General features: G+C 42.5%; 15 protein-coding genes. 8 read left to right on the plus strand and 7 right to left on the minus strand.

What is annotated here, in order from left to right; genetic code table 11:
- Positions 1–19 precede the first annotated feature (19 nt).
- The 5 genes from E0F88_RS19515 to E0F88_RS19535 all read right to left on the minus strand — a co-directional run bounded on the left by E0F88_RS19515 (position 20) and on the right by E0F88_RS19535 (position 9,296).
- Positions 20–1,204 carry an efflux RND transporter periplasmic adaptor subunit gene (locus E0F88_RS19515; protein ID WP_131959962.1) on the minus strand — a complete coding sequence of 395 codons (1,185 nt, stop codon included), beginning with the start codon at positions 1,202–1,204 and terminating at the stop codon, positions 20–22.
- 23 nt (positions 1,205–1,227) lie between these two features.
- A complete protein-coding gene (locus E0F88_RS19520) occupies positions 1,228–5,613 on the minus strand; it encodes a CusA/CzcA family heavy metal efflux RND transporter (protein WP_131959963.1) in 4,386 nt (1,461 codons plus the stop codon).
- Positions 5,614–5,704: 91 nt separating this feature from the next.
- Positions 5,705–6,121, minus strand: coding sequence for a hypothetical protein (locus tag E0F88_RS19525; protein ID WP_131959964.1), 417 nt, complete (start codon positions 6,119–6,121; stop codon positions 5,705–5,707).
- A 573-nt stretch (positions 6,122–6,694) separates the two neighbouring features.
- On the minus strand, positions 6,695–8,257 hold the full coding sequence (locus E0F88_RS19530) for a glycosyltransferase family 39 protein (RefSeq protein WP_131959965.1): 1,563 nt from the start codon (positions 8,255–8,257) through the stop codon (positions 6,695–6,697).
- Positions 8,258–8,273: 16 nt separating this feature from the next.
- Positions 8,274–9,296 (minus strand): CehA/McbA family metallohydrolase domain-containing protein, encoded by a 1,023-nt coding sequence (locus tag E0F88_RS19535; protein WP_131959966.1) that lies wholly within the window; start codon positions 9,294–9,296, stop codon positions 8,274–8,276.
- 537 nt (positions 9,297–9,833) lie between these two features.
- On the opposite strand from E0F88_RS19535, the gene E0F88_RS19540 reads away from it, so the two are divergent.
- The gene (locus E0F88_RS19540; RefSeq protein WP_131959967.1) at positions 9,834–10,862 is read left to right on the plus strand and encodes a sulfite exporter TauE/SafE family protein; all 1,029 of its coding nucleotides are present in this window, start codon (positions 9,834–9,836) and stop codon (positions 10,860–10,862) included.
- Between the two features lie 111 nt (positions 10,863–10,973).
- A complete protein-coding gene (locus E0F88_RS19545; protein WP_131959968.1) occupies positions 10,974–13,499 on the plus strand; it encodes a DUF5686 and carboxypeptidase-like regulatory domain-containing protein in 2,526 nt (841 codons plus the stop codon).
- 869 nt (positions 13,500–14,368) lie between these two features.
- Here E0F88_RS19545 and E0F88_RS19550 read toward each other — a convergent pair.
- Both E0F88_RS19550 and E0F88_RS19555 read right to left on the minus strand, forming a co-directional pair.
- Entirely contained in the window at positions 14,369–15,847 is a 1,479-nt protein-coding gene (locus E0F88_RS19550; RefSeq protein ID WP_131959969.1) for a hypothetical protein, read from the minus strand.
- Entirely contained in the window at positions 15,837–16,445 is a 609-nt protein-coding gene (locus tag E0F88_RS19555; protein WP_131959970.1) for an RNA polymerase sigma factor, read from the minus strand. The genes E0F88_RS19550 and E0F88_RS19555 overlap by 11 nt, the downstream gene beginning before the upstream one ends.
- A 166-nt stretch (positions 16,446–16,611) precedes the next feature.
- Between E0F88_RS19555 and E0F88_RS19560 the strand changes: the two genes are divergently transcribed.
- From E0F88_RS19560 to E0F88_RS19585, 6 genes are all read left to right on the plus strand, one after another.
- Positions 16,612–17,433 (plus strand): hypothetical protein, encoded by an 822-nt coding sequence (locus E0F88_RS19560; RefSeq protein WP_131959971.1) that lies wholly within the window; start codon positions 16,612–16,614, stop codon positions 17,431–17,433.
- 35 nt (positions 17,434–17,468) lie between these two features.
- Positions 17,469–17,921 carry a hypothetical protein gene (locus E0F88_RS19565; RefSeq protein ID WP_131959972.1) on the plus strand — a complete coding sequence of 151 codons (453 nt, stop codon included), beginning with the start codon at positions 17,469–17,471 and terminating at the stop codon, positions 17,919–17,921.
- Between the two features lie 81 nt (positions 17,922–18,002).
- A complete protein-coding gene (locus tag E0F88_RS19570; RefSeq protein ID WP_131959973.1) occupies positions 18,003–18,878 on the plus strand; it encodes a sterol desaturase family protein in 876 nt (291 codons plus the stop codon).
- Positions 18,879–18,883: 5 nt separating this feature from the next.
- Positions 18,884–19,222 (plus strand): hypothetical protein, encoded by a 339-nt coding sequence (locus tag E0F88_RS19575; protein WP_220466341.1) that lies wholly within the window; start codon positions 18,884–18,886, stop codon positions 19,220–19,222.
- A 6-nt stretch (positions 19,223–19,228) separates the two neighbouring features.
- Positions 19,229–21,520 carry a TonB-dependent receptor gene (locus E0F88_RS19580; RefSeq protein ID WP_229213833.1) on the plus strand — a complete coding sequence of 764 codons (2,292 nt, stop codon included), beginning with the start codon at positions 19,229–19,231 and terminating at the stop codon, positions 21,518–21,520.
- Between the two features lie 124 nt (positions 21,521–21,644).
- A complete protein-coding gene (locus E0F88_RS19585) occupies positions 21,645–22,442 on the plus strand; it encodes a DUF4249 domain-containing protein (RefSeq protein ID WP_220466343.1) in 798 nt (265 codons plus the stop codon).
- The last annotated feature ends 35 nt before the right edge of the window (positions 22,443–22,477 follow it).

Raw genomic sequence — 22,477 nt, forward strand, 5'->3', positions numbered from 1 at the left:
TACTTTTACGGCTCGTATATTATTCTTCTTGTGAGGCGTTGATCAGGGCCGAAAGCAACGTATAGGCTCCCTTTGTCACAATAATAGCATCAGATGCAACCGTGGAAGGAAACGTTACCTGGGTGAGATTATCCTGCTGGATTCCTTTTTTTACGGGAACCATCTTGTAGGTAAAGCCCTTTTCCGACTGAGCTGTCTGGATGAAAATATAATCTTTGCCTTCTGATTGAACGACGGCTTCATTAGGCAGAATCGGCACAGCATCAGCGGCCTTTTCAATCCAGGCTTTGACATACATGCCTGGCAGCAGTCCTTTGGCTGATGATTTAGGCAAGTGACAGTGGACCGGGATCATCCGGTCGTCTGCGGTCGCTTTCCCGATCAAAAATACAGTGGCCGTGCGGTCTACTTGCTGCTGGCTGCCCAGCCCGAAACGGATGGATTGCCCGACACGGATCTGGTTAATGTCTTTTTCAAAAACATTGAGAGCCAGATGCAATTCGCCATTTTTGGCCAGCTCAAAGAGTACATCTGTGGGATTGACATACTTACCAATATTGATGTTGCTTGTGCGGACATATCCAGTAATGGGCGAGTATAAATGCGCTGATGGCAGGATCTTACCTTCTGATAACGCCGCTTTATTGATTCCAGCCATAGATATTTTCGCTTCCAATGCGGCGAGCTTTGACTTCATCACCTGCAGATCAGAAGTTACCTGCTGCAAGGTTTTCGCCGCATTGACATCCTGGCTTCGAAGCAGCTGCTGACGGTCAAATTCCTTCTGCAAAAGTGTCACCCGGCTACTACTTTCCAGGTACTGCTGTTGTATATCAATAAATTCAGGGTTTTCCAGTGTTGCGATAACCTGTCCTTTTTTGATGGCTTGGCCCGCAAGAAGGCCCGCACTTTTGATGTAACCGCCAAGTGGTGCCGATATCGTCACTACACTGGAAGGCTCTACATCGATCATACCGGTCGCTTTGATAATGCTGTTCAAATTGCGTGACTCGACCTTTCCGGTTTGAATACCTGCCATCGTGTACTGGTCTTTGGAAAAGGTAATTTCATCGGCTTGGGCTGACAGCGCGGTGCTATCCTTTTTTACAGCATCTTCACTGGTAGTGTCTTGTTTTTTACCACATGCACTCAGCAGTATTAGTCCAAGGGCCGAACTTAAAAGGATGCTTTTTATATTTTTCATAAATCAGAGTTTTGAAAGATTGTTTACTGGACACCTGATAGGGTCTGGATCTGCTGAACGGTCAGGTTATACAAATAGAGTTTGTCCAGGTTATCGGATTTAATCCGGCTGGCAACCGAAACGCTTTGCAGCAGCTGGGTGTAAGAAGTTTCACCGCTACTAAAACCTGCTCGCGCCTGGCTAATGATCAAGGCGGCCTGCGGCAGCGCAGTACTTTCGTAATACTCCAGAGCAATCCGGTTTTTGTTAAATTCTGTAATCAGCGATTTTAACTCGCCGGAAAGATTAGTAGCTTCATATTCAAGCTGAGTCCTGGCGATTTGCTCTGAAATCCTGGCGGCGCTCGCCGATGCACGGTAACCTCCCGGAAGTAAAGGAATTGAGACACCAGCGTGCAGAACATGGAACCGGTCAGCGAGCGAAAAGGCTTCCTGGATTCCTGTTGCAATTTGCACACCGCGGAACGATTGGTTGGTATATCCCAAAACGATTTCAGGCAGTTTCTTCTGCCGCTCTACCTGAAGCTGCTGCTGACTGACGGCAATTTCCTGTTTTAAATACTGTAAGACAGGATTTTTGATTATTGCAGCGCTATCGACTAATGACAGATGAAGCGACAGTTTGGTAAGGGTCTGCTCGGAAGCTGTGATGGCTTCATTCGTATTCAGAAGCGTTTGCAGCTGCTGCTTCGCGATGGTGATATCAGCCTGATTCTGCCGGATCAGATTTTGAACCTCCATGGCCTGTGCCGCCGATGTAGCCTTTTCCAGATGGCTCGTTTCTCCGGCCTGATAGCGAAGATCGCTCGCTTTCATAAGTCCCGAATAAATGCTGTTCTGTTCAGATAGAACCAGTCCTTTGGCCTTAAAGTAAACCAAACTGCTGTAGGCGGACTTCACATCCCGGATCAGTTCATTACTTCGAACGGCCTGCCCGAGCTGGCTGCTTTCAATGCGGGCCTGTGCCAGTTTTTTCTGGCTTCCATAAAGTGTTGGAAATGCTAGTCGCTGGGTCAGATTAAAGGAGTTGTCCCGCTCCTGGCTGTTGATGTTTCCCTGTGAGAAGAGAAAATCGGTTTTTGGAAGATTGACAGTGCCTTTGAGCAGTGCCTTTTCACGGTCGGTGGCCAATGAAGCTATTTTTTGCCCGCTGTTATTCTTCAAAGCCATCTCAATGGCCTGCGGAAGGGTTACTGTTCTCGCTAATGTTTCGGATTGTTGCACCGGCGTTTGCGCCATCAAGGGACTGGCAAGTACCACAGCTAAAAGTAAGGCGATGGCAGCAGCAGGCACTCCTTTATTTCCCTTGGGCTTAATCGAGCCAAAATAGATGTAAAGCACAGGCAGCACGATCAGTGTTAAAAGGGTGGCTGTGATCAGACCACCAATCACGACTGCTGCCAGCGGTCTTTGCACTTCAGCACCTGAGCTTTGGGAAAGTGCCATGGGAAGAAAGCCAAGAGAAGCGACGGCCGCAGTCATAAGTACCGGCCTAAGCCTGATCTGTGTACCCTGAATCACCCTTTGGTAGATGTCTGTGATACCATCTTTTTCAAGCCGGTTAAACTCGCCGATTAAAACGATCCCGTTCAAAACCGCTACGCCAAAGAGCGCGATAAAGCCAACTCCCGCCGAAATACTGAATGGCAGACCGAGAATGTAAAGAGCGAATACCCCTCCAATCGCGGAAAGCGGGATGGCTGAAAAGATCAGCAAACTTTGTTTAAGCGAGTTAAACGTAAAATAAAGCAGTAACAGGATCAGTGTCAAAGCCACCGGAACAGCAATGGATAAGCGCTCTTTGGCTGCCTGTAAATTTTCAAACTGACCGCCATAAGTCACATAGTAACCTACCGGCAGTTTCATTTTCGTATCAATAATTCCTTGAATGTCGGCAACGATGCTTTGCACGTCGCGGCTTCTGACGTTGAAGCCCAGTGTGATCCTTCGTTTTGCATTGTCGCGCTGGATCTGGTTAGGGCCTTCCTTGTATTCAATGCTGGCCAGCTCCTGCAAGGGGATCTGTCTGCCGGAAGGGGTGCTTACATACAAGTCCCTGACATCTTCGATTTCTTTCCGGCTCATGCTGTCCAGGCGCACCACCATCTCAAACCTCCTTTCGCCTTCATAAACAAGGCCTGCATTTTCACCTGCAAAACCCGTGCGGATCACCTGGTTTACATCTTCAATGTTCAAACCGTACATCGCGATCTTATCACGGTCAAAATCAATTTGTATCTGGGGCTGACCAGTGACTTCTTCCACGTACAGATCCTGTACACCGTCCACGTGACGGATCAAGCGGCCGATACTGCCAGCAAGCTGAGAGAGCACATCCAGGTCTTCACCATAAACTTTCAACACAACATCCTGTTTTGCGCCGGTGATCAGTTCATTAAAACGCATCTGGATCGGCTGTTGAAAACCAAAAGTAGCATTCGGGATTACGGCCAGTGCTGTCTGCATTTTTTCAGCCAGCTCTTCCCTGGAAGATGCAGTAGTCCACTCTGATTTATCTTTGAGAATGATCATCATATCACCGGCCTCAATAGGCATCGGATCAGTCGGGATCTCACCCGAACCAATCTTGTTGACCACCTGTTTGACCTCCGGAAATTTCAGGATGATTTTCTGTGCTTTTTTAGATACATCCAGCATCTGGTCAATCGAGCTTCCGGTCAAAACGCGGGTCTCAACAGCAAAATCACCTTCGTCTAACTGTGGTATAAACTCACCGCCAAGAGAAGAAAATACGAAAAGGCTTAATGCAAAAAGTCCAACGGCAAGGATCACGACAACCGCCTTGGCCCGCATGGCCGCTTTGATCACCGGGGTATAGAGCCGCTGAAAAAACTGCATCATTTTATCAGAAATATTAGGTGTATGATCGGTCTTTTTGCTTAATGCCAGCGCTGCGATCATCGGCACATAGGTAAGTGAAAGTATGAAAGCACCCAGGATAGCAAATGAGACGGTTTGGGCCATAGGCCGGAACATTTTCCCCTCAATGCCGACGAGTGCCCAAAGGGGCAGGTAAACCATCAGGATAATTATTTCCCCGAAAGATGCCGAGCTTCGGATGTTAGTAGTTGCCTGATACACTTCATCATCGATTTCATTTTGGGAAAGGCGGTGGGTATATTTTTTTCCGACAATGTGGTGAAGGGTTGCTTCGACAATAATTACCGCACCATCGACGATCAGCCCAAAGTCAATCGCGCCCAGACTCATCAAATTACCCGAAACACCAAACAGGTTCATCATCGAAATGGCAAAAAGCATCGCCAATGGGATAACCGAAGCAACAACAAGGCCGGCCCTGAGATTTCCCAGAAAAAGGATCAGGATGAAAATGACGATCAGCGCGCCTTCAATCAGGTTTTTTGAAACCGTATGGATCGCTCCATCGACAAGCTTCTGACGGTCTAAAAAGGGCTCGATCGTAACGCCTTCCGGCAAAGTTTTTTTGATCTGTTCAATCCGCGCTTTCACATCATCGATGACCTGGGAGGAATTTGCTCCTTTGAGCATCATCACAATCCCCGTCACCGTTTCACCTTCACCATTGCGGGTAGCTGCCCCGTAACGGACGCTGCTTCCGAAGCGTACCGTAGCCACGTCACGGATGAAGACGGGTGTGCTTCCGTTGTTTTTAACTACAATCTTTCCAAGATCTTCCAGGCTTTTAACCAGACCTTCACTGCGGATAAAGTAGGCCGTTGGATTTTTGTTGATGTAAGCGCCACCGGTGTTCTGGTTGTTTTTTTCAAGGGCTGTAAAAATGTCGGTCATCGTTACGCCCATGCTTTGCAGCCTGTCCGGATTCACGGCAATCTCATACTGTTTGACATACCCGCCAAAGCCGCTTACTTCGGCTACCCCGGGCGTTCCAAGAAGCTGCCGTTTGACAATCCAGTCCTGGATCGTGCGAAGCTCCATGGCGTCGTACTTATTTTCGTAGCCTTTTTTGGGATGGATTACATACTGATATATTTCTCCTAGCCCTGTTGTAACCGGTGCCATTTCAGGGTTTCCGACCCCCTTTGGTATTAGCTTCCCGGCTTCTACGAGTCTTTCGCTGATCTGCTGGCGGGCCCAGTAAATATCCGTGCTTTCTTTAAATACGATGGTAACAATTGAAAGGCCGAAGCGTGAAAATGACCTGATCTGATCAATCTGTGGTATACTGGCCATGGTCTGCTCGACCGGAAAAGTGATCAGCCTTTCCACTTCCTGGGCCGCAAGCGTGGGGCTGATCGTGATAACCATTACCTGGTTATCGGTAATGTCGGGAACCGCATCGATGGGAAGCCGTGTCAACGAATAGCTTCCCCAGGCGATCAGCGCCAATGTGAAAATGCCGACTATAAGTTTGTTATAGATCGAAAAATGAATGATTCGGTCAAGCATCCTGAATTATTTAATAGATAGAATAAATCAATCTACCCAAGATGCAGCCAGTGCACCCTGAAAAGAATTGTTATAACAGAAAATTAAATGATCAGAATTTTGGCGGTTGCCAGATGGAGTAAGAAAAGCTGGAAATCAGCCTGGAAATAAAGCTAAATTTTGGCCTTTCAATAGCAGCATAGTGCACTGGCTGAAAGACAAGACTGTAAATAGGTGTGAAAAAGTAATTAACAGCTGTGCTGGGATGACTGTGATGGAATGGAAGATTTTCATGCCCGGCTGAGTTTTTGTGGTGCTCGTCTGCATAATGCATACTTAAAAACTCCAAAAAGCTGATATTATGATGGTCATTATCATCGAGATCATCATCATGGTCAGCATGCTCGTGCTCGTGCTCCTGATAATGCTCTATCAGATCTGCGATGCCGGAAAGTTCATGCATATCCTGGTTTGGTAAAAAATTTACCAAAAGCAGTCTCAGGCATAAAATCAGGGCTAATGCTTTCATTACAGTCAAAAGTACTAAAATATTTCCAAGAGGATTGGGGTTGTTGCACATTTAAGTCGTTGCGCTGCAAATAATGTGTTGAGTAAGCAATGCCCGTGTTAACCTAAAGGATAGTTTTGCCTTGAACAGATGTTGGTTAAGGCTTAGTAAGTTACCATGGTGAATAATTACACAGGCTAATTTTAAAATCAAATGGTTCTGCGTTAGGTTAGATATTCAATGAAACTACATGGATGACATCTTTTGCATTATTTAGTAACTGCCTGCATATGAACTAAGATGCCTTATTTTAACCTTTTTCTCAGCTTTATTATAATTGTTTGTAATTTTATTAAGTGACTCAATACCAGACATATCAGCGGCCCCGCTTTCAGAAAATCAATTATAGCTTCCTGTGGATCTGTTAAAACCTCAAACTTTTCGCTGAAAGCGTAACTGATCCAAAAAAGAGGCCCAAAAATCCTGTGATGTTTTACCCCATTTATTGTACTTAAGCCATAGTGTATTTGTTGGATAAATTGGTGAAGGTTATTATTAAATGAAACGTATTATTAAACAAGAGGCAATTCTGTTTTAAAGTATAACTACTCCCATAGGTAATCGAGTATTTGCCTTCAAAAGTCTGTAAACATGCCAGTAACGAACTGTTTTGTCACTGCGTTTCTGAGTAATGCTTGCTGCTTTTTCGATCCTACTGAACGAGTTACCATAAAGTTGATTTGGATCGACAAAATTATTAGAAGGCGAAATGTAATATGCATTTGCTCCGGGCTTTATCGATCCATACATCGAATTCAGCCATTGGAATTTATGTAGATCGTTCAAATTTCCTAATCCAATAAATCTCATTTTCAGAGGATAAGCGACGTAATGGTAAATATGTCCGCCAGGAAACCACTTATGTGTAACTAAGGGGTCGTTTGGGGACATTCTGTTATTGGCAATATCCTCCTTTCGAAGTTTATCAAAAGCCGGCAGCAGGTCATCCCAGCCGTGTAGGTCGAGTGTTGGATCATTCAGACCAGTTTCGAGAGAAGCCGTGTCTGAGAGTGTACCCGGATAAAAGTAGATAAGCAAAGGACCAGCAACGCACACAAAGCTGGTTAAAAAAATAGCCGCAGTTAAAAACTGATATGTTTTTCTTGAGTATTGATTTAAGGTATAATCGATGTAAACAGCTGCAATAATCATCAATCCCAAAAATCCAGGCCCGCTCCAATGTGGGAGTGTATTTCTGAATAAGGAAACCAGCGTTGTTGCAAAAATGATCGGAACGCTGCACCATAGCAGCAGTTGAAGATATCGATTGCTTGAAAACTTTTCGTGTCTAAGTATTGCGGCAAGAGAAATCATGTAAATCGCAAACTGTATTGGATTTGAATAAACGATCTGGCCGATTGTTGTCACCAGAAATGATTTGAAATTAATACCATGCTGCACCGTAATTCTTTCGCTGTGAAATCGCCATGTAATAAAATCGTTGCCAAAATTCCAAAAAAGAATAGGTGAAACAAACAGAATGGTTATCAATAAGGCCAGATACAAAAACGGGCTTTTTAATAAGGAACGCTGGTGGAAGACAATAAAGCCAAAGAAACCAAACCAAAGAAAAATGCCATGAATTTTGCTCATCATCGCCAGCCCGATCCAGAAGCCAATTAATATGATCTTTTTGTTGTGGTTAGCTTTTTGTGGTGCACTGACCATCTTTAACATATTATAAAGTGCTGCCATCCAGAACATAAGCTGCACCGAATCCGGTAAAATGAAAAGCCCGGAAATAAGACTCGTGTAAATGGAGGTATTGTAAAGAATAGCTGCAAAAGTGCCTGCTCTTTTACTGGCTATCTGTTGGGTGCACTTTGCAATGAGCCATGTGCTTATTGCCGCTCCAAAAATCGCTGGCAAGCGCATTGATAGGTCGTTAATCCAGTTTAGGTTTAGTGTAGTGAGCCTGATAAACAAACCGACTAATGGCGGATGGTCAAAATGATTCCAGTCGGGTTGGACGGCATAGGTAAAATAATACACTTCATCGTTGCCAAGGTTAAGACCATAGGCCAATACAATGCGTATCAGGCTTGTTATGACAATAATCTGAGCTAATGAATGGGAGGGGAATTTTGTTTGAATCATTAGTTAACCGGAATTATTATTTTGGTACAAGCCATTGGCTAGAATAGCGGTGGGATTTTTTGCAAAGAAACACTTTGCTCATCACAAGCAGCCATATAAATAGAATTATTACTCCCAGTGAACGGAATAAAATGGTTTCCGGAAGATTTTCTGAAATTACATGATGATTTATATCGTCAGAACCGGAATAAAATACCGGGTTTAAAAATAGCCTTGTGCCATTTTTGTATCCAAATGTGGCCCTGGCGTAGTGATCTTTCTTATTGAGTACAAATTTAACCTTTCCAAGACGAGTAAAGGATTGTAGGGTTTTTCCGTTCTGACCTGTAATCAATATGTCTGCAGCGGCCTGACTTACTTCAATCGTGATTGTGTCCGTATGAATTGTCAGGCTTTTGAGATAAGGAATAGAATCAATATTCTGATGATCACCAATTACAACACCATAGCTATCTCCGGATTTAAGCGCTTTCAAAACCAGATCTTTGTTGTTTTCTTCAACGTCAATAAAGGTACACATCTTTCCAAGCCGGTCCTTTGAAATAACATTGTGCAGGTCATCGTCGCCTATAACAAAAACCTTTTTTCCAGCAGAAAGGGCAGCATCCCACTGACCAGTAGAAATAACAGAAGGGTTTAAGACTTCCAGACAATCGTAACCGGCTAATGAAGCAAAGTCGCTGTCGGTGTAGCCGTTTCTCAACTGGGGATGGTTTAAAACGATAATGGAATGGGATGATTTCAAATGATTGAGTACATCCTGTTTATTATTGAGTGTTTGAGGGAAAAGGTAATCGAGCCACTGCACTTTTGTACTTCCGAGCACGAGCTGGTGCGTTTTGTTGATGTTGTACCCATGTTCGTATGCAGAAATATAACTCTTTTCCATACAGCCGGTTGTATCAATATTCTGATAATTGGAAACACAATGAACACCATATTTTAATGATTTGTAAGCGCTGTTAATCATGATGGCAGTGCCATGTCCATTGGTAATGCCGTTCCAACTCCGGGCATGTGCGTGAAAATTACATTTCACCCAATGGTGTTGTTTTGTCGATTCATACGGGTTGTAAATTGTTTTTCCACTAAAGGGAGCTGACTTATAGAACTGAAACCGTGGGCAGAAGAAAAATTGGTTAACTGCTAGTAAAACCACCAGCGTAAACAAAAATATGAAGGCGGAGCGGAGTATTTTCATGACGTACTAAAATTGTATATAGATATTAGCGGAATTAACCCACGTTTGAGCAGTCATAGAATTCCACCAATGGAACTGATATGATAAGTTCTCATCATTACGAGATGATGTAATGAAGGGTGGGGTGCGGCAATGAATTTTTAAATAAAGCTGAATTTTTCAACCTTGTTTAGGACAGGGCAATTTCTAAGAGACTCAACACACAGTTGGCTTTTTTAAAGCCTATCCCAAAATACTCCAGTATTGCATGTTAGGTTTGGTAATTACTTGGAAAATGGGATGATTTTGAAATTTCAGGATCTGCTGTTTATCAATATATTATAATTTGTACCAGCGCGGCGTGGTTATGTTGTGCACACATTACAAAAGGAACCGATGTTTTTTTCAGAGTTGTTTTTATTTCTAAGTTCAATATTTGCGTTTTCTGTCTCTGTTGTATGTGGAGGAGGAGCGGGGCTGCTTTTGATACCGATTTTAAAATCTATGGTACCCGCCGCTCAGGTACCTGCTGCACTGTCAATTGGAACGGCATCGAGTTCATTATCCAGGATTGCTATTTTTAGATCACATATTGATTGGAAAATTGTTGCACGGTTTGTTCCTCCTGCCTTGCCTGCTGTCTGGCTTGGTGCATGGCTGCTCAAATTCATTAATCCATTATATCTGGAGCTGATCCTGGGTTTATTTTTGGTTGGCAATCTTCCGACGTTGCTCAAAAAAGGAATAGTATCGGAGGAAAGTGATTCGTTACCTGTTATTTACCTTTCATTGATCGGCCTGGCGGCTGGCTTTGTTTCCGGACTTACAGGCGCAGTCGGCTTGTTATTCAACCGTTTTTATTTGCGGTCTGGCTTGAGTAAGGAACAAATTGTAGCAACCCGTGCAGCCAACGAGATTCTGCTTCACATAATCAAGCTGGCTTTATATGCTTCCTTTGGTTTGCTTACGATAAAAGCAATTGGCTTTGGTGCGCTTATTGCCGTTGCAGCCTTGGGGTCATCATGGATAATGAAGTGGCTTTTGCCAAAAATCAGTCCTTCTTTTTTTAAACGAATCGGCTATGCGGCGATGGTGATATCCGGACTAAGTCTTTTTGGTGGTGCCGCAAGCCGCCTGGTACAGGATAACGGGGCGGGCATCAGTTTGACACCTGTCTCAGGTGGCATAGAAACTCAGCTGCAATGGCGGCAGGGTTATTTTGCTTTGGAATTTCAATATGATGAGGGGATAGAATTTGAGAACAAAATAGGCATGAACGAATTGCCGATTGAAAAACAAATAATTGCCAGAAAGCTAATTAGAGGCGCCGATAAATTCATTCTGGAAGAAGTATTTGGTATTAGCAAGCATTATTATGAAGTGTATATAATTCGTAAGGGAAAGCTTGAGAAATTTGATATCTAAAAGAAATTCTTGCTTTTAACCCCACCTGCCGTATCTGATTTACGTAAAGGTAGTTAGCTGACTAAAATTCAAGTTCCAATAAAATAGTGCCCACTAACAAAGCGAACGCAAATGACCAGGACCAGAAAAATTACCTATGGAGTATTTTTGTACCTGGTTTTTAGTGTTATTTTCTGCCATAAGACCTTGGCTCAGGTGATTAAACTACAAGGAGAAGTGATTGAGAAAACCAGCAAATCAGCCATTCCATTTGCTACGTTGTACTTTTTACATGCCAAAACCGGTGTCGTGTGTGACGAAAACGGTAAGTTCCTGCTTCCAATTCCTTCTTCCAATGATTCTTTACAAATATCTGCGATGGGTTTTAAAGCTCAGACGATTTTAATCACGGGATCAAGGACCGATCTGCAGGTAGAATTAGAAGAAAATACAGGTGAGCTTGCAGAGGCACAGGTAATCGGATACAAGGATCCGGGAAAAGCTTTGATCAAAAAAGTGATCGCCCACAAGCTGGTCAACGATCCTGACCGGCTAAGGAGCTTTGAGCGGAATGAATATCTTAAAACAGAAATTGACCTTTTAAACCTGAAACAAACGTCGGGGAAGGGAACCTTGCAATTAGCCGCCAGGATTTACAACCAGATAGCGGCAGATAGCACAGGCGGCTATACACTGCCGGTTTATTTTACTGAACAACTGTCGTCTTTGTATCATACCAAAGCCGGAGATACAAACGTCAGGACGCTTTTGTCTAAAAAGACCATGAACCTTTCAATGGACCAGCTTGGTCCCAAGTTTGATAAGTTTTATATAGTTCCTGGCATTTACGACGGAATTATCCCGATCCTGAAAACCTCATTTATCGGACCGGTATCCGACATCGGGCTTGGTTTCTATCATTTTGAGATTCTGGACACGCTGGCAGGACCCGTACATAGGACTTTACAAGTCAGTTTCACACCAAAATCATCTAATGAAAATACTTTTTATGGCCAGCTCTGGATAGAAGAAGATACTTATGCCATCACGAAAGTATCCATGCAAACCAGTGAAAATGTCAACCTGAATTTCATCCGGTCTTTTAAAGTGGAGCAGCAGTACCAGCAAATACAGCATCCTGACAATGATTTAACAGAAGAGAAAAAAAACAAGGCGGGATCCACGCCGGATTCAGTTTGGGTGCTATCTGCCAACAACACATCTATCCGTTTTCACAATGGCTTACAATTGTTTGGCTTACCTATTGGCGAAGACACTACTGGAAAACAGGTGGTATTGAACAATAACAGTGTATTTTCCGGATATAAACTAAATATCGGCCAACCAACTATGTTGGGGGTTTCACAAGGCGAAGGACTTTTGACGGAAGATCAGCGGCTAACGCCATTAAGCAGCAGGGAACAGGCAATTTATACGGCGGTGGACTCGCTTCGAAATAATAAAGACTTCAATAGAGGTATCAAACTCACCACTTTGATTGCGACCGGATATTGGGATTTTGCTAATCGGCTAAGAGTAGGGCCGCTGTCTTCGCTGGTCAGCGGAAACTTTGTTGAAGGTACGCGTATAAGGCTTGGAGTTTGGACTTTGGAGGGTTTCAACAAACAATGGAATCTGAATGGATACCTGGCTTACGGTTTTAGAGATAACAGATGGAAAATGGGGGTTGGCATAAAATATCTGCCGTCGAGAGCTCCGTATAGCAAGACCGAATTTATCCTAAGGCAGGACTATGACATGATCACTGAAAATGATGATGAAATGGATATGGATAATATTTTTACGCTTGGGCTAAGAAAAAATATTCCCGCGTATCAGGTCTTTACAAGGCAACTTAAAGTGCAGCAAGAGTACGACCTGAATCACAACTGGTCGGCCAAATTTTTCCTGAATTATAAGGATATGAATCCTACCTTCCCATTGAATTATCACCCGGAAGGTTTGGCAGATATGTCACCTTTGCTTCACACAATCAGTACAAGTGAAGCAGGGATCAACCTCAGATATGCACATAATGAACGGACTACGATTTTTAATTATGATAAAATCCGGATTTATACCCGCTTTCCCGTGATTAATTTTCATTACGTAAAAGGCTTCGAAATGCTTCCCGGCAATCATTTTGATTACGACAAAATCAATGTTGGGCTTATGCAGGAGTTCAACATGCCGATAAAAGGATCCTTTTATTATAACCTAAATTTCGGTAAGGTTTTTGGTACCTTGCCTTATTTACTATTGAATGTTCCAAGAGGTAATCCTTATTATGTTTCAAGTAAATACGCGTTCAATAACATGCGGCCTTATGAATTCGTAGCCGATCGCTACGCCAGTCTGATGATGCGTTATTCTATGGGTGGGTTAATATTAGATCATGTCCCTTTGCTTCAAAAATTTCATGTGCGTGAGCGCCTTATTGGCAATTTATATTGGGGTGACATGAATGCTGCAAACAAAGAACTAAATAAGATCAACCCCGTACAGACAACTGGTAAAACGCCTTATGCCGAGGCAGGTTTTGGCTTTGAAAACATTTTCAATGTGCTTACTATTGATGCGGTATGGAGGTTGAATCACAACGGACAGAATATTGGCGGTCGTTTTGGGATATTTACGGGTGTAAAGATTGCATTTTAAATAATATTAACCTCGTTATTTCGACCTGTTGATATCCCAAAATCTTTTGAAAAGGGCAGCGCTAATATTTCCAATTGAACTGATCAGCAGTGTATGGATCTTATCGCAAAATCGATAAAGAACAGGAATGTGGAATGGATATAGGGGTAATAAATCATGTTTTCCCAATCTATCAAAACAATACCCGTGATCCAGGCCCTATGCCGATTCAGGTCGGGAAGGAAAAATTACGGAACCTGAGAATCAGCTAATATTGAATGTCCATTACCACCCGAGCGCTAGGGTAAGCGTTATTGAATGCGTTAAATAAAAATTGATGATTTGAGCTGCTCATTTTCGCATTCTTGTCCTCTTGAAGTTTCCTATACTCATCGCGGCCGAACCTCACAATCACCAGCAGAATCACAAATCAGCCGACGTCAATGAAACGATTCAAAATAGTGCCAAAATGTTGTTTTGTTGTATTGTTAAGACTGAAATGGCAAGGCCAATTATTGAGAAAATATTCAGTAGCGAAAGCCTCAGAAGTTGGATACTTGCCAGAATTATCAGAATAAGACAGGCTTAATTAAGATAGAAGATTACGCAATTGGCAAAGACGATTTACCCTTAGTGAAGCGAAAAGCCATTGAAATTAAAGTGCGACGCATTGCCATTAATGACAAGTGTCAAATAGATCAGACACGCTAGAATGTGTGATGTCAGCGGTAAATATTTTTCGGTCTTACTAACGCTCATTGTTACATTCTGCATTAAGATGCTATTATACGCATTAGCCAGCCTATATTTAAATTATACCGTTAAAGCACTGATTTTTCCTGTCGACGGGAAAGTTGTATCTGCGAATATTGTTGTTTGCTGGCGTTCTGTTACTTCAATTTATACAACACCTGCACCCTGGCGCCCCAGGAAAGGTCTTCTTTGGAATATTCGGTTCGCCGCAATTGTGGGGTTAAGTAAGGACTTACCCTAAACAGGAAATTGTTCCAACGACGTTCCAGGCCTGCATTTATTGTAAGATCATTAAAAGGCTTTACCGCTAATTTTGCATTGTACTCGCCCTGATCAAAGGATTGACTGTTTTCTTTATAATCAAAACGGATGAGTTTTTGGGAGTAGACCGAAAGATCAGTTCCTAATCCGAAGCGTATGGCCCAGTTAGGAAATATTTGATAATGATAAGCAATTGTTAGAGGGATTTGCACAAGCTGGTAATTTTGTTCGATATTCAACAAATCTACATTTTGCGCGACATATGGAGCATATAGCGTCCGAAAATCACTACCAGTCTGTTGACTGTACTGTTCGGCTGTATAGTAAGTGTCGCCAGTGAGTTGAGTCCAGCGTACACCTGTTTGAAAGCTCCATTTGGGTGTGACCCGAAGCTCTCCAAGAAGTGATCCTCCAACCTGACTATTACCTGCGTCAAAGCTTCCCCCCACGAAATAATCCATTTTTTTCAAAATAGGTTTGATCGATTGAGCATAGTATTTGGGCTTGTCTTTGGTGACTGAGGTTAATCTTTCCGGAGATTTTAAAACGGGTAGTTTCAACCCGATAAGCGTCGGATATAATTTGGTAATCCTGCTTAGTTCCGACAGTAACCAGTTTCTGCTTCCATTAACTATATTTCCCTCATTTGATCTGATATTTTGGATATTTTCCTCAGAATTCTTTGTTGGATTAGTTGTCAATAACTTATTCATGTTATTATATACATCTTTGTTAATAGGGTTATTTTCAGTACTTTTTATTTGAGAATATTCTTTTTTAATTGCTGGATTGCCTGATGCATTGTTCTTTATTTCTAAGTCAGACACATTATTTTGATCCGATGATTTGCTTGATAGACCCGCCGTTCCAGAGCCCGTAATGCCAGACGAATCAGGTGCTTTGAAGTTTTGGCCAATGGCCGATTCTCCAAGGGATACGCTATTACCTGGCTGCTGGGTTTGATAGGGATCCGTCTGCTGGGCATAGAGCAATTCTTGATTATTTTCAGGCGCGATGTTCTTTTCTATATATCTATTAATGTATACAGTATCAATACGCAGGGCCGTTTTTTGAGGAGTATGTTGATCAATTGAAGTGATTCTGCTTTTTAAAGAATCCAGAGAAGAAAAGAGTTGTCTATTGGTAAGGTTTTGAATGTAATTAAAGGTTAATGAGCCGACCAATAACGAAGCAGCTAATCCATACAATAGGAACTTGGTCCATGGGAAATGGAGTGCGATTTTACCGTTCGAAGAAACATAATTGTGTATCCGATCGACTTCGTCTTCGTTTGTTACCGGCTCTATCCCCAGTAATTTTTTCCGGAATTCTTCGTCAAATTTCTCAGTTTGCATTAAATCCCTTGTTAGGCCAGTTATAAAGTTGGTACAAATGAGGAAAGTTTAGTTTTATCATTCCCTGAAGTTTTCGCCGTGCATCCCTAAGATTGGATTTGGACGTCCCTTCCTGGATACCAAGCATCCCTGCAATTTCCTTGTGTGAGTATCCGTCAATTACAAAAAGAGTAAATACCATTCTGTATGCAGGAGGAAGCCGTTGAACGAGCGCCAATATTTCCTGGGCCGATATTTCGTTTAATATATCATGACTACAGTCTGCGACCTCCAGGTCATCCAAGCTAGCTTGCCCCTGCCATTTAAGATTCTTTCGATAATAGTCAATAGCTGTGTTAATAACAATCCTTCGAAACCAGGCTTTAAAAGGTTGGGCAGCATCGTAGTGTTCTAAATTTTGAAATACCTTTAAAAAGCAGTCATCAACTATTTCTTCGGCTTCCTCAAAAGAAGCAGCATATCTTACCGAGATGCTTTTCGCATATCCTAAGAATTGTCTGATCAGACATCGTTGAGCCTGATGGTTTCCGATTTTACAGGCATCCAAAACGCTTGGCAAGTCCTGTTCATTAAATAGAGTCTTCCTTTTGAAAAGCAAGGGACGGTCAGTTTGACATCACATTCTCCATACGGAGGGTGGCTAACAAAGGTGTGGTACGATTCTGTATTTTCTTTGGAGGAAAGATTTTTTAGCATTCACCCCACTATTTTTCCGGACAATCCGTAATGGCATTTGAAAACAGTGTATCCCTGTTTTGTTCTCTATGATGGTTTGTTTTTTTAAAATGGCCATGTCGGCCGCACTTTTTATTTCGTTAGCTGGCGGTACTTCACTCTTTGCCCAAGACAACATTATCCTAAAAAATGGCATGGAATTGCCCGCGAAGGTCCTGGAAGTTTCTGCCTCTGAGATTAAATATAAAAAACAGGATAATCCTGATGGACCTGTGTATACCTACACCATTAAAGACGTTTTGCTGATCAAGTATGCTAATGGAACCAAAGATGTTTTTGGCAAACCGGGATATGTAATTTCTGTTGCCGGCAATGACACCATACCAAAATTAAATAGTGTATTGGTGGATCAGATTCTTTACAAAAGGGGATTTTTTGCCAGCCAGTTTGCGACTCCACAGGGTAAAAGGTTGTCAGGTGACGAAACCCGCTCTATTCTGTTGTTGGTACCGAATGCAAATGATTCTTATCAGCGTGGCAAAGCATTGCGTATCGGTGGATATCTTACTTCGGCAGCCGGTTTAGGGCTGATAGGTGCAGGATTAGGTCTTGCAGTACTCAGTGATGGAGGTGGTAGTGGTAGTGAACATCACGGCGATAACGGCATAGGTTCGAACAATACCGACAACGAACGCGGGCAGGATCATCACAATAATGGAGATTTGAGAGATGTAGGTTTTGCTATCGCAGGAGCAGGTATTTTAACCGGGATTGTTGGGATCTGGCTCGATCATCGTGCAACAGTACAATTTCGAAGAACAAGTGAACGCTTCAATACCAGTCATCCTGCAAGCCTTCATTTTGGTCCAAGCCGCAAGGGATTGGGAGTTGGTTTGGCGTTGAACTTTTAGAATAATTCATCCCCAATTCTGTTAAATCGAAAGGCATGAAAAAAATACTTGCCATGGCTTCTTGTGCCATAATCATTTTTTCGTGCAGCAAAAGCAAGGATCCAACACCAGTTGCTGACGCGGGAACCACGATTGCAGGCACCTATGCCGTCAGTTATATAAGGCTGGATTCCGCGGGAATAGCACTGTATGAATATAATCTGCCTGTGACGCAGGGACCAACAACACTTTCTGGCCAGGTAGTCGCCAGAAAGGATTCCGCTTCGGTCGTTTTTCTATCAGAGATTATCAAAGTAACAGGGCAAACCGACCAGCAAACGGTAATTGGTCAGGTAAAATTGAAGTCTAACGGAAGCATTTACGACATGCTTATCAATAACATAAAGATTGGAACTGCGGACGGAAAAATGATAAACATTGACGATCAGCAGACAGATTCGCAAACCAGCATCGTCTATCGTTCATACCTTAAAGCTCAGAAAATTTAAGGTATAACCCTAAAGCGGCTCAGTCAAACAGACTTGCTTAGACCCTTATCCTTTTTTCAGTAAACACCCATAATTTTTATCATGATAGATTACATTCAATCCGCGCCGGATGAAATCAGAATTACCATATTAATGGTCTCCCTGGCTCTTTTATGGAATGCTGAAAACCTGACTGGCAACTATAATAAATGGAGCCATGCGCGTAGAAATGCGATGTTCGTACTCACGGCAGCACCGGTCCAGTTTGTTTTGGGTTTGGCGTTTGTAGCGGTATTTCATTGGAATCAAGTACATCATTATGGTTTGTTAAACTGGATTCCATTTCGTCAATCGTTACTGGCAGAATTTGTAACAACCTTCATCATGCTTGACCTGTTCGAATACTTTTATCATGTGCTAATGCACAAGTACAAAATTCTTTGGCGGTTTCATCTGGTTCATCATAGCGACGAGGTTGTCGATGTTTCTTCAACGCTGCGTGAGCATCCTGGCGAAACAGCGATTCGCTTACTTTTTACAATACTTTGGATCGCTATTTCCGGAGCAGCATTTTGGGCGCTGATGTTAAGGCAATTCATCCAGATATTCTCAAATGTCCTTGCTCATTCCAATCTCCGACTTCCTGAGAAACTGGACAAGATCTTAGGATGGGTTTTCATTACACCTAATCTTCATCACGTACATCATCATGACACGCAGCCTTACACGGACATGAATTTTGGGGATGTTTTAAGTATTTGGGACAGACTGTTTGGCACTTTCGGTAGGCTCGATGTCCATCAAGTTCGTTTTGGCGTTGATACGATCCGGGACGAAAGTGAATTGGACCGTTTTAATAAATTACTGATAATGCCATTCCGTCCGATGGATGTTAAAGTTGAACAGGACTCTAAACACATACCGTTACAGGTTTCTGAATCTGTTTGGGAATCAGGAAAGTCAATTCAAAATTATTAATCGATATGAAATTCAATTTGAGCACTCTCAGATATCACCTTTTTATTCAACAAGGTATACTTCCCGAACGTGTTAGCCTTGAAACTAATTTCAAGGTAGATTTAAATATGTCTGATAATCAGATCCGACGGATGCTTGGTTTTGTCCAGGCGCAAACCGGAGTTAATTTTCCAAAGGATATTGTACTCTATCTGACCGACGTTTTCGATCTGATGATCCATATTATGATTCGCGCTGTCGAAGTGGAAATAAGTGAAGAATATTATAATACAATATCAGAGCCTGTTTGGCAAAACTTCCTCTGGACAAAGTTCACGATTCCCATGTATGCACACCTTAACTAACAGGTAATGATCAAACATTTGTATTTTTTTTGTCTGCTGGTTTTTCCGCTGAGCGATCTAATGAGCCAGTCGGTTGTATTAAGTGGGTATGTGAGCGATGCCAAAACGGGTGAGGCACTGATAGGTTCGGCGGTTCAAATCGCATCTCAGGGAATCGGAACCACAACTAACAATTTTGGATTCTATTCTTTGAGCTGTAGGCCGTCGGATTCACTCGTGGTTGTAGTTAGCTATGTTGGATATAATAACCTGCTGGTATCACTGAAACGCCCTAAAAGTCAACGGCTTGATTTTTCAATGGAAGAAAACTCAACGGAACTTACAGAGGTTACCATCAGAGAGAATCAAAAAGATAATATTTCCGGCACGCAAATGAGTGCCATCAGTATCCCGATGCGCCTGGTGAAAACACTTCCTGTATTGTTTGGTGAGCGAGATATTTTGAAAACTGTACAAACGCTTCCCGGCGTTCAGGGCGGGCAGGAGGGAACTACCGGTTTCTATGTCAGGGGAGGTAATAGTGATCAGAACCTTGTATTGCTTGATGATGCGCCTGTTTATAATCCCAATCACTTGTTTGGGTTATTCAGCACATTTAATACTAATTCACTGAATCAGGTTAAACTTATAAAAGGCGGCTTTCCGGCACAATATGGAGGAAGGTTATCATCAATATTGGATGTTACGATGCGTGAAGGAAATAAGAAAAAATTCAGTGGACAGGCAGGGATCGGGCTTATTTCTTCTAACCTTACATTGGAAGGGCCGTTATCAAAAGGCAAAGGTTCATTCATTGTTTCTGGCCGAAGAACCTATCTTGATTTGTTGTTAAAACCTTTTCTCCCCAAGAAGAACCAGACCAATTATGTTTTTTATGATCTGAATGCGAAAATCAATTACAGTTTTGGTCACAAGGACAAACTTTTCATTAGCGCCTTTACTGGTAATGACGACGCACAATACACTGGAGTAAATAGTTTAAATTATGGTATAACATTCGGTAACAGTACCGCGACGGTCAGGTGGAACCATTTGTTTAACCAAAAACTATTTGTGAATACCTCGGTGCTGATCAACAAATACCAATTGAGTTTGTCAACATTACAGAGCGGCTATAATTCCCAGATTTATACAGGTATCCGTGACTATTCATTCAAATCCGACTGGGAATATTACCTTTCACCGAAACATACCATGCACTGGGGAGCTACATTAATCAGGCATGCATTTTCACCACTATCCGCTTCTTCCAAAATACCCAAGAGCGGTAAGATTCCGGCATTTCCATTAGATAGTATTCATAGGCAGAATGCCAGCGAAGCCGCTCTTTATGTAAACGACGACTGGAATATCAGTAAGCGTATAGCATTATCCGTCGGTTTACGGATGCCCTCTTTTTTCAGAAGCACTACCACCTACGTCCGTCTTGAACCACGGGTATCAGCCAGATATTCTATTTCTGAGCATTCGTCTTTTAAAGCATCCTTTACCGTAATGAATCAGTTCCTTCATCTGGTGCCAAATTCCACAGCATCGCTTCCAACAGATATTTGGATAGCCAGTGGGGCGGCGATTGCGCCTCAGACATCACGTCAATTTGCCATTGGCTGGTTCAAAAACAGCAATGATAATATGTATGAATTCAGCATTGAAGGCTATATCAAAAAGATGGAAAATCAGGTCTTATTTAAAGAAGGAACACAGCTTTCCACAAGTAGCGATATTGAGCAAAACCTTGTTTTTGGTAAGGGAAACAGTACAGGCCTTGAGTTTTATGCCAGGAAAAACACTGGCCGCTTAACAGGATGGGTGTCTTACACTTTATCCAAAACAACGCAGCAATTTGACAAGCTGAATAAAGGTATTGCCTTTCCATTCTCATATGACAGAAGGCACAATCTGGCCGTTGTTGGAAGTTATGAGTTATCTCCTAAGTGGACCGTGGCCGGTAATTTTACATTTTACACAGGAAGACCTTACACACTTCCTGTTGGAAAAGTCCAGGTTGATGAAGGCAGCTCGCTATACAATTCCATTTACTCAGACTACACCACCAGAAATAATTACCGGATGAGGGTGTATCACAGATTAGATGTGAGTTTGACATACAAAAAACAAAAGAACTGGTTTAAAAGGAAAATTGATACGGAGTGGGTTTTCAGTGCCTATAATATTTACAGCAGGCTGAATCCATACTTTGTATACACTACTACGGATGATTTCACCCGGCAGCCCGTCGCTCGTGAAGTGTCACTACTTCCCATTATTCCATCGGTTAGTTATCAAATCACTTTTTGATATGAAAAAAAATAAAAATGTCTTTAAGAGGTCGTTCTTTTACGTTGTGATAAGCTTTGTTGCTATTCTTATGTGTATCGGGTGTGAAAAAAATATTAACGTTAAAATTCAACCATACCAGGGAATGTTGTCGATCCAATGTATGCTGGTTGCAGGTGAGGTTCCCAGGCTATATCTAAGTCAATCAACAGGGTTTTTCTCTTCTCAAATCACGCCGGCAGATCTGTTCGTTCCTGGTGCACGGGTAATTATCAGTTCACCGGAAACAAGAGATTCGTTGATCACTACTATGGGCAGGGATTCGTTTTACTGTCAGGATACCTATTTTTATCAGGGAAAATTCCAAGTGAAGCAAGGGCTAACCTACACCATGGAAGTTAGTTACGAAGGAAAGACTTACCGTTCTACAACAACGGTAAACCAGTTAAAACCAAAGATTGACCAGGTAGGGTATATTTCTGCATTTAAAGATATCTATGGAGAGCACGAAGGTGTAGTAGTCGGCTTTACTGATACTCCCGGGCAGGTAAATGCCTACCGCGTGGAAATGTCCCGACAGATCGACAGTAGTGCTCGCAAGACGGAAACGGCTTACAAAAGTGAATGTAACGGTGCTCATTTTTTTACAGTCAAGGAGGTTGGTCGAGCCATTTATTTTGATACTGGGAGCGGAGATGGCAGGCAGGTAAGTGTTACAGTCGAACCCACTTATTCGCACCGTAAAGGTTCGATTGCCCAGGTTTATCTGCAGGCTATGGATCCGTCTTCAGCACGGTTCTTCGATCAACTTGACAAACAAAAACTGGCTACCTCAAACCCGTTTGTCGAACCCGTTTTTTTAACCTCAAATATTGAGGGTTGTATTGGGGTATTTGGCCATTATATCCGCTCGAAGCCTGTGCAGTTTATTTATCCTGAATAGCAGAATTTTTAAGAAAATAAAGTCAATTAGAACTA

Source organism: Dyadobacter psychrotolerans (genome assembly GCF_004349265.1).
GTDB classification, from domain to species: Bacteria; Bacteroidota; Bacteroidia; order Cytophagales; family Spirosomataceae; genus Dyadobacter; species Dyadobacter psychrotolerans.